Raw genomic sequence first — 15,023 nt, 5'->3', positions numbered from 1 at the left:
CCTCCGAATCTCCCCTCCCGATTCATCCACCCCTCTCAATTTCTCATCACGATCCATCCGCACCTTCCAATCTCTCTTCACAATCCATCCACACCTCCAGTCTCTCTTCACGATCCATTCACACTCTCAATCTCTCTAAATCCCCAATCCACCCCTCACTATCTCCCTCTCGAATCAATCTCTCCACCCTCCAGGTCCCATTACCATTCCAATCTCTTCCAAAATCTACTATCCTTTGCACTGCCCCAAAAACATCATTTTTTTAATCCAACTTCCATCTCCAGGCTCCTTCCAACCACTTCTATCTACCAACTACCACCGGAGCCGGGATGCGAAGTCACATACTCACATACTCAAATAAAACAAAACCCTCTAATTAACCCTTATGAAAAACCCTCAATAAATGCTCTCGACAGAACGCTTGTTGACCCCAAAAAAAACATCTGATTATGAATCCCCCCAAAGCAAAATATCTTATAGAATCAAATTCTCTCTTAGTAAAAATCTCCCCAAAGTACTTCTACGACTAAAAAATCAACATAACTTCCAACCCCTGGCCCCTCCCTTCAAATGCTCCCCCTAATCCTACGGGGCCGGGATGCGAAGTTCCACATACTCAAACAAAATATCTTTTTACGATCCAGTATCCGCGGGCCCCGTTCCAAACTTAGTCCCCCTCTTATTTCACCAGGGCCCCGATACTGATACACGCAACAAAAAGGTCTGATTATTTAATCAATTCAAAGCAGTATTCAAATATTCCTGCAACGCTGCCGGATAAAGCAATACCTCGGCTACTTCCTGTTTCTTTGTAGGTGTATAGCAGGTCCCTTCCATAAATACATCTTCTACCTGCTGCTTAAAATGTGTAGGTTTAAACTGACTAGCCACCAGCTGTGCCGCACAACTCATATCCGCATACAATGGCTTGTTGTTCAACAACTGTTCTACATGCTTCCTTACCTGCTCCACGTAATGTCCACTGATCCTGTATCCGTTCCAGCCATGAGCCACCAGTTCATTCGCTCCGCCTGCCAGCGGTACTATCACCGGGCGGCCATAACTCATCGCCTGCAGTATGCTGATATCAAACGTTTCCTGGTAATGTGCCGCATGAGACAGGTTTAACACCACCGCAGCGCGTTGATAGAACGGATGCATATTCAGCTGTGTATCATAGATCATTACATTATTAGGTACCTTTAAACCCTTGAAATGATCTGCAATCTCTTTATAGGTCGCCCTGATCACCAACTCAAACTTCGTCTTAGGCATGGCAGTCGCCAGTTCCATCAATTCATCCACACCACTTTCCTCTTCCAGGTCAGTCACCATCAAAATTGTTTTGCGGGTACCGAGATTCGCATGCAACACCGCTTCCTGCACAAAGGAACTCGGCAGACAACTATGAATCACTCTGCTCTCCGCTTTCCTGAATTCAAACTGAGACTGCACAAACCGCGAAGCATATACGACCTGCTGTGCTAACAACTGCGCAGTCTTCAACATCACTTTTCTATAAACGGCCGGTTGTATCGCCGTTTCATGAATGTGATAGGTAAGCTGCGCTCCCTTCAGCCTGCTGGCCCATGCTGCCCCAAAAGGTTGCAAAGTATTAATGTATACTTTATCCCCTTTCTTACTCAGCCAGAGTACCTTTAAAAAGATACTTAACTGCGCCAGCAGGAAGCTGAAGAATAAGCGCGTTTTGTTCCCCCGTTCAATATAATTTATGTAGTGATACTGTATATTCGATAAATCAGTCAGATATCCCTGTGTATACGTATTGCCGTTCGTAATTAAATGAATATCCATTCCCTTTTCTGCCAGTGCTTCCAGCGATTCGCGGAAGATCAGTGTGTTGCCACTCCTGTCGTTTGATAAATGAACTGCTATAATCTTCTTCATGAGTTGCGTGATTTAATAATGAGTTATACAGGTACAGGGATAAATGGACACAGGTGTATGCAATCGTAGGTTAGGTAGTTAAATAGAGCATTGATCTAATGTCTTAGCATATCATGCACAAAGCTGACTACCATGAGCGTCGCCACAATCAGACTGAAGAAAAAGAAGAACCTGTTATTACGTTTTTTCTTCTTCAGGTAATCCTGTACCACAAACAGCTTACTGAGTGTCGAAGTAATATGTTCCAGCACATTGTCGTCCTTCATAATGTAGTCAAAAGCACCGTTTTTGAGAGAAGCAGTCGCAATATCCGGCTGTTGTCTTGCACTGGCGAAAATGACAAAGATGTTTGAATTAAAGCGTTTAATCTCTTTCAGCACATCCAGGCCAGTCATATCACCCAGATCATGATCCAGTATTACAATATCCGGCTCATCTGTTAAGTGCTCCAGAAAATCCTTACCTGAAAGAAAACAGGTAATGTTGGTGAAGCCCTGCGCTCTAAGATGTTTATCGTATGTAGCCAGATAAAATGGATCATCATCTACGACGTATAACTTGCTGTCTGTTTTTGTAGCCATTTCGTTGCCGTTTGATATAGAAGAAACCATTTTGAGACCAAAATTGGAAATCGTGCCAAAGTGGCCATGGTAGCGGGTTATTGGTTTGGCATGGCAAGTGGAAGGTCTATTTTTTAGAAGTTTTTCCAAAAAATGGAAAAAAAAGAGCGCCCTGGTCAACCGACCAGGGCGCTCCTATATCTTATAAAGCCCAAAGCTTATTTCTTATTACTATACCGGTTTTTATTATTGCGGTGTTTATACACCCCAGGTCGCTTTTTACCGCCACCTCCGCTACCGGGCCTCGCCGTATATTCAGGTACAGGGCCTAATTCCTCGGGTACAGGCGCCTTCGTTACAGACTTTCCCAGTACCTCTTCAATCCTGGCAAACTTCCGCTGCTCTTTCTCTGATATAATGGTATACGCAGTACCTTCAGTAGCAGCACGAGCCGTACGGCCTATCCGATGTATATAGTCTTCTGCGTCATTTGGTACGTCATAATTGATCACCAGGTTGATATCTTCGATATCAATACCCCGGCTCAATATATCCGTCGCTACGAGAATCTTAAGTTTCTTACTCTTAAAATCCATCAGCACCTGCTCCCGCTTATCCTGCTCCAGGTCCGAGTGGATCTGCTCTACAGTGAATTTTGCCTTTTGCAGCTCATACGTCAGTTGCTTCACGTTCTGCTTTCTGGAGCAGAAGATGATGATATTGTCGAACTGCTTCTGCTTCAGCAATGCCTTAATCAGGGCTGGCTTTTGCTCTTCGTACACTACAAATGCTTCCTGTACAATCTTTTCAGGAGGCTTGGAAATAGCAATATTGATCTCTTCCGGCTGATGCAATATTTTTAATGCCAGTTTCCGGATCTTATCCGGCATGGTCGCAGAAAACAAAAGATTCTGCCTCACTTTCGGCAGGAAAGATGTGATCTTTATGATATCATCATTAAAACCCATGTCCAGCATGCGGTCTGCTTCGTCCAATACAAGATATTTTACGGCATCCAGTTTCACATATCCCATGTTCAGGTGCGCGATCATACGCCCAGGCGTACAGATTACCATATCCACCCCGGAAGTCAGTGCTTTCTTCTCGGCTGAGAACAAGGCCCCGTTACTTCCACCATACACAGCAATAGAGCTGATATTGGTAAAATAAGACATGCCTTCCAGCGTCTGTGCAATCTGCACCGCCAGTTCCCTTGTAGGTACGATGATCAGGGAATTGATCTTATGGTTATCGTGATGCTCGGTAAGGAGCCGGTGAATAATGGGAAGCAGGAAAGCAGCAGTCTTACCAGTGCCAGTCTGTGCACAGGCCAGAATATCCTTACCAGCAATAATGGGGGGTATAACTTTTTCCTGTACAGGCGTTGCTGTGGTATATCCCATTGCGTCAATTCCGTCTAGTACCCTGTCATCCAGGTCAAATTCATCAAAATACAAAGCGATGTACTGTTTAAATAATTAAATATTTCTTAAAGATAACGAAAAACAAGTTAACCCGGGCAAAGGTGAAATACTGCTCTTCCCGGTATGTTCTTTGCGGGAAATTAGGCTTTTCATGACAAAATACGTGACCATGCTTGACGTTTTACAGAGAAATCTTAACCTGCCGCCATTTTTATGGAATATTTTGCTCGGTGCCTCGGCTTTGATTACTGGATTGATCCTCAAATACTTAATGGCCTTTATCCTCCGCTACACGACCAAGAATAACACCAGTTATTCTTTGATCCGGTCTATTCTCAAACGCCTGGGACTAGCCGTAAATTATTTGCTGCCGTTACTGGTTTTCAATATGGTACTGCCGTTTATGGAATTGTCCAGGAAACCAATGAACATCCTCAGCAAAGTCGCTGAAATCGGGCTTATTCTTTCCTTCGGCTTTGCACTCGCCGGCCTGGTAAAGGTCTTCGAAGACTATATATACCATACCTACGACCTTAGTAAAGAAGACAACCTCCGGGAGCGTAAGATGCGCACCCAATTACAATTCGTACGCAAGTTTGCCGTAAGCACAATTTTAGTTCTCACACTTTGTGCAGTACTACTCAGTTTTGACAGTCTCCGTAAGATTGGTACCGGCTTACTCACCGGTGTGGGGGTCAGTGGTATCATCATCGGTTTTGCTGCCCAACGCTCATTGTCCAATTTTCTCGCCGGTATGCAGATCGCTTTTACCCAACCTATCCGTATCGACGATGTGCTCGTGGTAGAAGGTGAGTGGGGCAGGGTAGAAGAGATCACCCTCACGTATGTCGTACTGGGTATATGGGATCAGCGTAAACTGATCCTGCCAATCAACTACTTTATCGAAAAGCCTTTCCAGAACTGGACGCGTACCGGTTCCGCCATCCTGGGTACCGCTTTCCTATACCTTGATCATACCGCTCCCTTCGATGCTATGCGCGAAGAGTTTGAGCGCATTCTCAAAACCCATCCGCTCTGGGATAGAAGAGTAAAAGCGGTACAGGTGACAGATGTCAGAGAACGGGTAATTGAAGTCCGTTTTCTGGTAAGTTCCAATAGCTCAGGGAAGGCCTTTGATCTTCGCTGTGATATCAGGGAAAAGATGCTTGTTTTTTTGAGAGACAATCATCCGTATTGCCTGCCTAAAACGCGCGCTGTTTTAGAGGAAGGAGCGTATAAAACCCTTCATGGAAATGTGGCTGATAAGAATGATAGCAACCCATTTAATCTGCCATCACAGGCTTAATGAATGGGATTAGCTATTCCGGCAAACAGGCCTGATCGATTCTATTATACCGGACGAATCAGTACTTGTCGTCATTGATCTCAATCCAGTTGCCTTCCGGGTCCTTAAAGTAAACCTGCTGCACGCCATCCACTCTTTTGGTGGGAGTATCCGCGACTCCCTGCCAGCTCTCAAATGGTACCTTATTCGCATGCAGCCGATCTATAAACGCTGACATAGACGGTACACTAAAACATAAGTGTCCGTTCTTGTCATGCGTACTTACTCCCGCTGCACCTCTTATCAGGTGTAACTGGCTGTGTTCGCCAATCTTAAACCAGGAATGTCTGCCATCATGAAAAGGTTCTGGAATCGTATCTATCTGGAGAATATCCCTATAGAATGCAGTGGTTTTTTCAAGATCGTATACATATACGGCGATATGGTTCAGTACCGGGCTTTTTCTTTGGGCAATGGCGCGTGTATGGGTCATCATAACAATAGCCAGCAGGCAGAGTGGAATTATCTTTTTCATACCTTTAAGATAAGGCATATCCTATAATCTCACTCGTACAAATTTTCGGCTGGCTTTAATCCCCGTATCCATAAACAGGGTGACGAGATATATACCGGGGTTGTATTTTTCTGTTTCAAACTGGTAAACAAATATACTTTCCTTCTCATCAATCTGCTTCGAGTCGGTAAACATCAGCTGCCCCGATATATTTACAATTCTGATATCAATTTTTGTGATCCCGGAACTGCCACTGCCATCACTCATGACATACTTCACGGTGGCCGTACTGGTATATGCCGGGTTGGGATAAATGGTCATATCATCCTTCTTATACGCAATGGTATCACCCAGCGGTTGCTCAAATCCAAACCAGAGCGCATAGTTCAGACTACTATCTGCAAAAATGAGCGGTTCCCCTATATTGTACGCGATATAAAAAGTGCCTTGAACTAACAGCGCCTCACCGGCAGTACTGATCGTAAATTGTTTGGCGGTATAATGTTCTTTTATTGTATCAGTCTGCCCATACGACAGCCCCGCAACCATCATCATGGTGGCTAACAGCAGTCCTGTAAATATGGTTTTTCTCAGATTTATCATTTTAAGGTCTTTCTGAATAAATTGCGATTTCTACGCGTCGGTTCTTTTCTTTGGCTTCCTGGGTGTTTTCTGTGCTAAGGGGTTTAGTCTGTCCGTAACCGATGGTCGTGATATGATCTGCATTCACTCCTCTTGAGGTCAGGTAGGTCTTTACCGCTTCGCTTCGTTTTTCTGAAAGAGTTTGATTAAATGCCGGGGTACCTTCATTATCTGTATGGCCGCTGAGTGTTACATGCCATTCAGGATGAGTTTTCAGCAGGTTGGCCAGGTGGTCCATAGATGAGAATGAACGCTTGGCAATATCCGCTTTCGCACTCGCAAACTGGAGGTTAGAAAATGCTTTATTAACAATCTTTTCTTCTTCTTTTTTCAATTCAACTTTAGTAACCGGCTTTTCGGAGGCGTTGACGGCTGAATCGATCAGCGGTCTTCCATCTTCTACTGATGGCAATGCGCCCGGAGCTATCGCAAAACGCTGATCTGAATAGTTCAGCTGACTACCGGTAGGGCTTACCTCATCCGCTCTGCTGGCCACGATCTGCCAGGTAAAGGCAACGTTTGATTTACCATTCTGCAGCTCTTTTACATCAAAACCATTTGCTGATTTATTAGTCACAAATACGCCATTACAATCACCTTCCAGCTGTATAAAAACCTTCAGGGGATGCTTAGCGTCTACACGAATGTGCTGGGTAAGCAATTTGTCAAGATCAATATGCGCTTTGCCATCTGTCAGTTCACCTGTACCATAATCCTGGAATAGCACTTCCGGTGCCTCCGGACAATACAGCATGCGGCCGGTTCCCGTTTCATCTTTTACAATGGTGGATTTGGTCCCCGTCGTTGCAAAACCTACAAATGTGTTATCAGTAGACTGCCCCGCTATATATATATAACCGATAGGGGTACTACCATAGCGGCTTTCGAAGTAAGCGCCCCAGCGCCCTGCATCACCACCGGAATTAATGGAACTCTTACCATACCCTGCCACACCAATATAACCTACCCCGGATATACCCGCCCCGCTGGTCGGAGCCACCACTGCCATGTTATTACCACCACCAGCTACTCCCACGCCCTTAGTGGCATTAGAAATACCACCAACACCTACCACACCATACGTAATACCATTACCAAGTACACCGGCAGCCGCAGTTGGCCCCTGTAACAAAGAAGTATTTGTATAATCCAGGTTATTACCAATTCCCAGTAAACCTATACCGGTCGTGCTCTGCGCCCAACCAATCACACCCGCACCATACGCACCGCTGGATGAATAAATGAATGGAGATCGGGTAGATCCAAAAATCCCGTAGCCACCCGTATTAGAATAGTTCTCACCTTTAATTGGCAGTGAGCCTTTACTGTTTGACCAGCCATATATGCCCGCACCCGCGGAGGATACGCCCTGTATACCATAGCCGTTGCTATAGTTACGGCCATAGATAGCGGCAGTACTATTAGAATTATATGCATTGATCGCATGTTCCGTGCTGGGATCATTTGTATTCAAAGCTAACGGCGCACCACCACCAAATACGGTAAATACCGCCTGGCCCTGTGAGGAAGCCGTATCCGCACTACCATTCACAAAGATCCTGGACGTGTTCGTAAAGTGCATTCTTTCCTGCTGGGTACCATTACCATTTGTTTTGATCACAAATGCTGCCGTATCCAGTGTACCAATGAATTCAGAGTTGCTGGCAGTACCGGTGTTGCCGGTAGTAAGCCATGTTTTTTTTGTAGCTTTCAGGGTATCGGGGCTGGCAGTCGTTGCAAGACCCAGTTGCCCGGTTGTTTCGAACTCCAGTGTCTTCGTGGTCCAGCCGGTGCCACCCTCTGCCAGTACCTTCCATGCCGTACCATCATAGATATAAGAAGTACGGTCGGCAGTATTATAGTACGCCTGGTTTAAAGTAGGAGAAGCAGGGGCCGTTGCAAAAGAGCCCAACCAGGAAATACCTACACCATCTTCGGCAAAGACCTGCCATGCAGTCCCGTCATAGAGGTAAGATTTTTTGTCGGTAGAATTATAATAAGCCTGGTTTAAAGTAGGAGTAGCAGGTGCTGTTGCAAAAGTCCCCAGCCAGGAAACGCCTACACCCTGTAAACCATCTTCGGTAAGTATCTGCCAGGCTGCACCATCATAGATATAAGATTTTCTGTCAGTAGAGTTGTAATAAGCCTGATTAAGAGAAGGAGTCGCCGGCGCTGCGGTAAGGGTGCCCAGCCAAATGAGCGTTGTACCATCCACACCATCCTGGGCGATGATCTGCCAGGTTGTACCATCATAGATGTAAGACTTTTTGGCTGTTATATCATAATATGCCTGGTTCGATACCGGACCACTGGGTACCGTAGTAAATGACCCCAGCCATACTACTGAACTACCATCCTGTGTCATCACCTGCCAGGTGCTATTACTATCGTAGATGTAAGATTTTTTATCAGTACTGTTATAATAAGCATCGCCAATCGTCGCAGTAAGCGGCGCCACCGTTAACGTACCCTTCCAGTTAATGCCGGTACCGGTACCCGTTCCTCCACCACCAGATCCCCCGTTCGCTGCATACATCGCATAAGGTACTGCAAACATCTGCACAGGCGTACCTATCGGATCATAACTACCCGTTTGCGTCATATCCACATACGCCTGCAACCACACATAACCACTGCTCCATGGAATTGCACTCCATGAACCGGTGATCACCGTACCTTTGCCTATCACCGCAGATATGATACCCTGGGCAGAACTCACCAACCCCTGCACTTCCTCATATACCGGAGTACCACCAGATTCAGCAGAAATGGAGAATTTTATAAGACATGTCAGGTTCGCTGCCACGCCCTGGGTACTGGTTTTTCTCAATACCGCCTGATAGTTCATACCTTGCAAACCTGTAACGCCAGTATTAGGGATCTGAGCGCGTACACTGTTTACACACAACAAAAGAGGAAGAAGTAAAATGAGTAAAATTGCTTTCATCTCATAGGATATTTGGCCTGCGCTATAAATATAAGAATATCAGTTTAAAAGATATTATCATATAATAACTTAAATATAGTAAAGATAGTATTAATATTTTAGAAAACCCCCGGAAAGTGTCTTTTTTGCATGCTTTGGGTATCAAAACATGTAAAAATGGCCGAATTCAGGGACCGTTTATCTTGATGGTCAAGGATTCCAGCCAAATATTAAATTATAAGAAATAGTAAGTAGACCTAATGGACCCGCTGAATATCATCAAATTGTAACATATTATCCCTGACTGATGTCATTTTAACCAGGCTTTACTTTCTGAAGGGAGGTACGTATATTGGGTGTTCTAAAGGATTTCGAGATATGAAATTGGGACTCATGCATTACCCAATGCTGGCAGCAGCGTTGCTCGCTACCGGCATTCAATTAAACGGTCAATCAAAAAAGACAGTTGTTACAGGCAAAAAGGCTTACAAACCAGTAGATTATGTTGATCCATACATCGGATCGGGCGGCCATGGCCACGTGTTTGTAGGGGCCAACGTACCTTTTGGAGCGGTACAGGTAGGCCCTACCAATATTGTAAAAGGCTGGGACTGGTGCTCCGGCTACCATTATTCGGACAGCGTTGTGATCGGTTTTTCCCAGACCCACCTGAGTGGTACAGGTATTGGTGACCTGGGCGATGTTTTAATTATGCCCTATACCGGTAAGGTACGCACGAACCGTGGTACCCAGGATGATCCCACCAGTGGCTATGCCTCCCACTACACACATGCACACGAAACTGTGAAGCCAGGTTACTATGCCGTAAACCTGGAAGACTACAAAATCAAGGTGGAACTCACCGCCGCCGAAAGAGTAGGTTTCCATAAGTATACCTTTCCTGCCAACCAGGAAGGTCATATTATAGTAGACCTGAAAGAAGGGATCGGCTGGGATGCCCCGGTTGAAACGTACATCACGAAAAAGGATGATTACACCCTGGAAGGGTACCGCTATTCCAAAGGCTGGGCAGTAGACCAACGCCTGTGGTTCGCTATTAAAAGTAACGTGCCTTTGAAAGACTTCAAAGTATATGATGGAGATGAACTACAGGAAGGTACCGTTTACAGGGGGCAGAACGTAAAAGGGCTGATCTCTTTCAGTAAAGCACCCGCCACTGTCCTGCTGAAGGTAGGGATCTCACCGGTCAGCAGCGAAAATGCCCTGGCAAACATCAATGCAGAAATTCCGGGATGGAATTTTGCTGCCGTCAGCAAAGCCGCAACAGAGAAATGGAACACCGAGTTATCCAAGGTAAGTCTGACCACCAGGAACGATTCTGCCAAAACTATTTTCTATACTTCGTTGTATCATACTATGATCGCACCGTCATTATTTAATGACCACAATGGCGACTACCGCGGTACGGATAAGAAGGAGTATACAGATCCCGGCTTCAATAATTACTCCATCTTTTCCCTCTGGGATATCTATCGCTCGGATATACCAATGTATACCCTCCTGCAACCAGATCGCGTAGCCGGCTTTGTCAATTCTATGCTGGCTATTTACAAACAGCAGGGTAAACTCCCTATCTGGCCACTCATGGGTAATGAAACAGATTGTATGGTAGGTTACCATGCGGTTCCTTTTATTGCCGATGCATACCTGAAAGGCTATACCGGTTTTGATCCGAACGAAGCATTCGAAGCCATGAAATCCTCTGCTACAAGAGATGACTATGGTATGAAAGACATCAAGGCAAAGGGATATATTTCTTCCGAACATGAGAAGGAATCCGTATCCAAAGCGATGGAATACGCCATCGATGACTGGTGTATAGCCGCAATGGCTAAGAAACTGGGGCGTACCGAAGATTTCGAATACTTCTCCAAAAGAGCCGCATACTATAAAAACTATTTTGATCCATCCGTGCGGTTCGTGCGTCCAAGAATGGATGACGGTAGCTGGAAAACACCTTTCGATCCGTTCAACTCTATCCACGAGTTTGGAGACTTTACCGAAGGAAACGCATGGCAGTATACCTGGCTGGTACCACAGGATCCTGAAGGCCTGATAGGTCTGCTGGGGGGCGATGAGCCATTTACTGCCAAGCTGGATAGTCTTTTCACTGCTTCCGGTGATATGGGCGACAAAGCGAGCAGCGACATTTCCGGCCTGATCGGTATGTATGCACACGGGAATGAGCCAAGCCACCATGTCACCTACCTGTATGCCTACGCAGGTAAACAATGGAAGACTGCTGAAAAGGTAAGACAGGTAGTGAAAGAATTCTATACTACCACACCTGAAGGGCTGGCTGGTAATGAGGATTGCGGTGCAATGTCCAGCTGGTACGTCATGTCTTCTTTAGGTTTCTATCCGGTAAACCCTGCAAAAGGTATTTATGTGCTGGGTAGCCCACTGTTTGACAAAGCTGTCCTCAAATTGGCAGGAGGTAAGACTTTCACCGTTCAAACTGCCAATAACAGTGGCGAAAATATTTATATCCAGAGCGTTACCCTCAATGGAAAACCTTACAACAATAGCTATATTCGTCATGCAGATATGGTGAAAGGCGGTGTGCTGAAAGTGACCATGGGCCCCCAGCCGAATTACAATTTCGGTAAGGCACTTGAGAACCGCCCCGATTCTAAGTTTTAATTTTTATACTTCTAATAAAAGTCGCTTTTGCCAGCCCGGCGAAAGCGGCTTTTTTATTGGAGCCTGTTCTCTGACGACCAGCGGTCAATCCAACCGTACAGTTTTTAAAATTGATATATGGTAAAATAATACTCATTCAGGAGAAAATAATATAATATAAAGGCGAATAAGCGTAAGAAAAACAACTTGTTATCTCAAATCATTAACTGGTAGTTAACTTAAATATTAAAATGATCGCCGTAGCTTCGGTGCAATAGATTGCAGTATAAATTCACGTGCGGAAGCCAACCGTCTTATTTAACAAGGAATTATATGATGATTGAGAACCACGAGCACATTTACCAGCTCCTGTTGGAAAAACGAAACGGTACAATCAGCGAAGCCGACGATGCCCGGGTAGCTGGTCTCATCGATACGCACGAAGAGATTGCCCTGATGTGGCGCGCTTTAAAACATAGTTACATTACACCTGGTGAAGAACGCTTCTGGCAGCAAATAGATGAAAACGCTGCCTGGAACAATGTCAAAAGTCAGCTCACTATACGTTCCCGCAGGGTCAGGATGAACCGGGCGCTGTTAATGGCCGCTGCCATTACCGTGCTGGCGGCCCTCGCTATCAGTGTTATCTGGCGCTCAGGGATCTGGCAGAAGGAAACACCGTTACCTGTAGCGGTTAACAATACCGGGAATACCATGCCGGGTTTACAGTTACAACTCGCAAATGGTACTACAGTAGCCCTGCCATACAACCAGCCCCGCCAACAGATCACAGCAGGCGATGTACAGCTTAGCGCCGGCGCCAAACAACTGCAATATGCATCCAATACAAAAATGGGAGAGGGATTCAATACATTGACCGTTCCCCCTAAAATGGACTATAAACTTGCTCTCTCAGACGGTACCGAGGTCTGGCTGAATGCTACCTCCAAACTTCGCTTTCCCTTTGCCTTCGATGGCGATAAAAGAGAAGTATACCTCGAAGGTGAAGGATACTTCAATGTAGCCAGGAAAGATGGTCAGCCATTTATCGTACACACCGCCCACACCGATATTACCGTACTTGGCACTACATTCAATGTCAATGCGTACAACAAAGACGTAACTACCACCTCCCTGGTAACCGGTAAGGTGCTCACCAGATCGGGGGACAGGGAAGTGACCCTGAAACCCGGGCAGGAAGTAGCATTCAACGCCAACAATAAATTCAGCGTCGACAACTTTGATACAGATGAAGTACTGGCATGGATGCGCGGGCTTTACGTCTTTCACAACACCTCTTTGGAGCACATCGCTGCTGTAATAGAGCGGTGGTATGGGGTAAAAGTGGTATTCGACGACCCTTCCCTCGCTGGCAAGAAATTTACCGGTGGACTGGAAAAGCTGCAGACGCTCGATTACTTCCTGGAAACTCTTCAGATCATTGGAGACGTAGATCATTACTACGACAAAGACGTATTACACCTGAAGCTGAAGAGATGATTGTTTACCAGACAATTATAGTGGCAGTTACAATAAAAAGGAATTTTTCATTATCAGCTTATTAGCTGATCATCTCGTTTCATCGCCGGTTCCTGCTGCTTTTGGCGTTAGGAACCGGCGGATTTTCAGGAATAAATGCAAAATGAAATAATACCTCTCCACTAACTCAGGATCCGGTACTGCTGCTGCAGATTCCGCATAGCATACTTAATCAGAGAATTGTGCCCTGTCAGGTTCAGCTTTTTAGAAATATTGTGGCGATGATTCTCAACAGTTTTGATACTGATGTTGAGTGCCTCTGCAATTTCTTTTGTGCTCAATCCTTCGGCAATCATCTGCATGATGCGTAGCTCTGTTTTACTCAGCTTGCTGTAAATTTCGGGAGCTGCTACCGGCATCGACACAATCGTGGTATGCTTCTTCTCACGCTGCTGCAGATTGAAAACCGAAAACCTTGTAATCCTCGATTTGATACTCATTAAAAGCTCTTTGCTCTTGAAAGGTTTGGTCAAAAAATCGTCTGCACCCAGGTTCATACCCATGCGCATGTCTTCCTTAATTTCTTTGCCACTGATCAGGATAAAAGGTAGATGCTGCAAAGTGGGGTCATTCCGCAGTTCCATGAGAAAATGATAACCACTGCCGCCTCTCAGTTTGACTCCGCATACAATAAGGTCCGGTTTAAACTGACGACTCATATACATTCCCTCTTCAAGGGTGGTAGTGGAAATGAGATCGTAGTTGTGTAATGTTAGCAGCTGCTGGATTTTGCGGATTAAAGCAGTGTCCTCCTCTAAAAGTAAAATTCGATAAATCTGTTCTTTCATTCAATTTGTTTTGAGCTAGTTTATACGTTCTCGTTAGGTCCATGTAGTCTGCTTTATGGCCTTTATAGTCATTGGTTCTCATCAGAACGCATATATCCTGCTGACGTGGTTTAATAGGATTGTCTGATACCACTTAGAAATTGAAAAAATTGAACAAGTCCCTCTGTGATTGAATAAAAATCCCGTCTCTGATTAACGAAACCGATGAATAAAAGTTGGTTCCTTTCTCCAAAGTTGCAGGTAATGTACTAATGACCATACTCATTTTTTTTTAGTCTGATAATAATGTCTTTTTCCTTGTGAAGTTTTTCAAGAAGATAGGGTAAGGGTTTCAAAGGTTGACCTGCACGTAAATATGCGTCAATAACAGCCCTTTTTGTTTGTTCAACTGTGGTCGATGCTTAAAATAAGTGTTAGCACCTAGAAAAATGTGTGACCTTACTCATTTTATAAAAAGTGTGCCAATAAATGTCGTCGTGACGCCAACAATTAGCCATCTTTACAACAGCAAAATGCATAATGCATTTAAAACTAGTTATATTCAGTGGTAAAATTAACATCAATAGGGTATAAAATTTATGTATAATACCGTTGAATTAATTTTTAAAATGATATAAAAGTGCAAATGAAAGGATATGACAGTATTTATTACCGGAGAGCCATATCCATAATAAGCCAAACTCTCGTTAAGCCTTGGTATGCGGTTTTAGTACCAGGGCAATTTTGGTGGATTTGGGAACTTAAGGCGAAATGCCCTGTTTCCCTCTATACCAATCTCTACATTTAAACTGTTG

At 44.8% G+C, this 15,023-nt stretch carries 10 protein-coding genes; 3 read left to right on the top strand and 7 right to left on the bottom strand.

Going from position 1 to position 15,023, the window contains the following annotated elements:
- Window positions 1–735 precede the first annotated feature (735 nt).
- From ABDW33_RS29280 to ABDW33_RS29270, 3 genes are all read right to left on the bottom strand, one after another.
- Window positions 736–1,908 carry a glycosyltransferase family 4 protein gene (locus ABDW33_RS29280; protein WP_343693648.1) on the bottom strand — a complete coding sequence of 391 codons (1,173 nt, stop codon included), beginning with the start codon at window positions 1,906–1,908 and terminating at the stop codon, window positions 736–738.
- Between the two features lie 95 nt (window positions 1,909–2,003).
- On the bottom strand, window positions 2,004–2,489 hold the full coding sequence (locus ABDW33_RS29275; RefSeq protein WP_343693647.1) for a response regulator: 486 nt from the start codon (window positions 2,487–2,489) through the stop codon (window positions 2,004–2,006).
- A gap of 197 nt (window positions 2,490–2,686) precedes the next feature.
- Window positions 2,687–3,925, bottom strand: a complete 1,239-nt coding sequence (locus tag ABDW33_RS29270) for a DEAD/DEAH box helicase (RefSeq protein WP_343693646.1) — start codon at window positions 3,923–3,925, stop codon at window positions 2,687–2,689.
- 136 nt (window positions 3,926–4,061) lie between these two features.
- Here ABDW33_RS29270 and ABDW33_RS29265 point away from each other — a divergent pair, with 136 nt between their 5' ends.
- Window positions 4,062–5,198, top strand: coding sequence for a mechanosensitive ion channel domain-containing protein (locus ABDW33_RS29265; protein WP_343693645.1), 1,137 nt, complete (start codon window positions 4,062–4,064; stop codon window positions 5,196–5,198).
- 58 nt (window positions 5,199–5,256) lie between these two features.
- On the opposite strand, the gene ABDW33_RS29260 is transcribed toward ABDW33_RS29265, so the two are convergent.
- From ABDW33_RS29260 to ABDW33_RS29250, 3 genes are read right to left on the bottom strand one after another with little or no spacing between them, the layout of a single operon-like run.
- Window positions 5,257–5,712 carry a VOC family protein gene (locus tag ABDW33_RS29260; protein ID WP_343693644.1) on the bottom strand — a complete coding sequence of 152 codons (456 nt, stop codon included), beginning with the start codon at window positions 5,710–5,712 and terminating at the stop codon, window positions 5,257–5,259.
- A 21-nt stretch (window positions 5,713–5,733) separates the two neighbouring features.
- On the bottom strand, window positions 5,734–6,294 hold the full coding sequence (locus ABDW33_RS29255; RefSeq protein ID WP_343693643.1) for a T9SS type A sorting domain-containing protein: 561 nt from the start codon (window positions 6,292–6,294) through the stop codon (window positions 5,734–5,736).
- A 1-nt stretch (window position 6,295) separates the two neighbouring features.
- The gene (locus tag ABDW33_RS29250) at window positions 6,296–9,280 is read right to left on the bottom strand and encodes an OmpA family protein (protein ID WP_343693642.1); all 2,985 of its coding nucleotides are present in this window, start codon (window positions 9,278–9,280) and stop codon (window positions 6,296–6,298) included.
- 372 nt (window positions 9,281–9,652) lie between these two features.
- Between ABDW33_RS29250 and ABDW33_RS29245 the strand changes: the two genes are divergently transcribed.
- Both ABDW33_RS29245 and ABDW33_RS29240 read left to right on the top strand, forming a co-directional pair.
- Window positions 9,653–11,923, top strand: coding sequence for a GH92 family glycosyl hydrolase (locus ABDW33_RS29245; protein ID WP_343693641.1), 2,271 nt, complete (start codon window positions 9,653–9,655; stop codon window positions 11,921–11,923).
- A 312-nt stretch (window positions 11,924–12,235) separates the two neighbouring features.
- On the top strand, window positions 12,236–13,402 hold the full coding sequence (locus ABDW33_RS29240) for a FecR domain-containing protein (protein WP_343693640.1): 1,167 nt from the start codon (window positions 12,236–12,238) through the stop codon (window positions 13,400–13,402).
- A 161-nt stretch (window positions 13,403–13,563) separates the two neighbouring features.
- Here the strand turns inward: ABDW33_RS29240 and ABDW33_RS29235 are convergent, their stop codons facing one another.
- Window positions 13,564–14,229, bottom strand: coding sequence for a response regulator transcription factor (locus ABDW33_RS29235; RefSeq protein WP_343693639.1), 666 nt, complete (start codon window positions 14,227–14,229; stop codon window positions 13,564–13,566).
- Between the last annotated feature and the right edge of the window lie 794 nt (window positions 14,230–15,023).

Origin of the sequence: Chitinophaga sp. (assembly GCF_039596155.1) — a bacterium.
Taxonomy (GTDB): Bacteria; Bacteroidota; Bacteroidia; order Chitinophagales; family Chitinophagaceae; genus Chitinophaga.
This window is presented reverse-complemented; position numbering and strand designations above follow the sequence as displayed.

Coding starts and splice junctions, on each gene's coding strand:
- ABDW33_RS29250 (WP_343693642.1), bottom strand. CDS start 9,280: ATGAAAGCAATTTTACTCATTTTACTTCTTCCTCTTTTGTTGTGTGTA.
- ABDW33_RS29235 (WP_343693639.1), bottom strand. CDS start 14,229: ATGAAAGAACAGATTTATCGAATTTTACTTTTAGAGGAGGACACTGCT.
- ABDW33_RS29255 (WP_343693643.1), bottom strand. CDS start 6,294: ATGATAAATCTGAGAAAAACCATATTTACAGGACTGCTGTTAGCCACC.
- ABDW33_RS29275 (WP_343693647.1), bottom strand. CDS start 2,489: ATGGCTACAAAAACAGACAGCAAGTTATACGTCGTAGATGATGATCCA.
- ABDW33_RS29260 (WP_343693644.1), bottom strand. CDS start 5,712: ATGAAAAAGATAATTCCACTCTGCCTGCTGGCTATTGTTATGATGACC.
- ABDW33_RS29240 (WP_343693640.1), top strand. CDS start 12,236: ATGATGATTGAGAACCACGAGCACATTTACCAGCTCCTGTTGGAAAAA.
- ABDW33_RS29280 (WP_343693648.1), bottom strand. CDS start 1,908: ATGAAGAAGATTATAGCAGTTCATTTATCAAACGACAGGAGTGGCAAC.
- ABDW33_RS29265 (WP_343693645.1), top strand. CDS start 4,062: ATGCTTGACGTTTTACAGAGAAATCTTAACCTGCCGCCATTTTTATGG.
- ABDW33_RS29245 (WP_343693641.1), top strand. CDS start 9,653: ATGCATTACCCAATGCTGGCAGCAGCGTTGCTCGCTACCGGCATTCAA.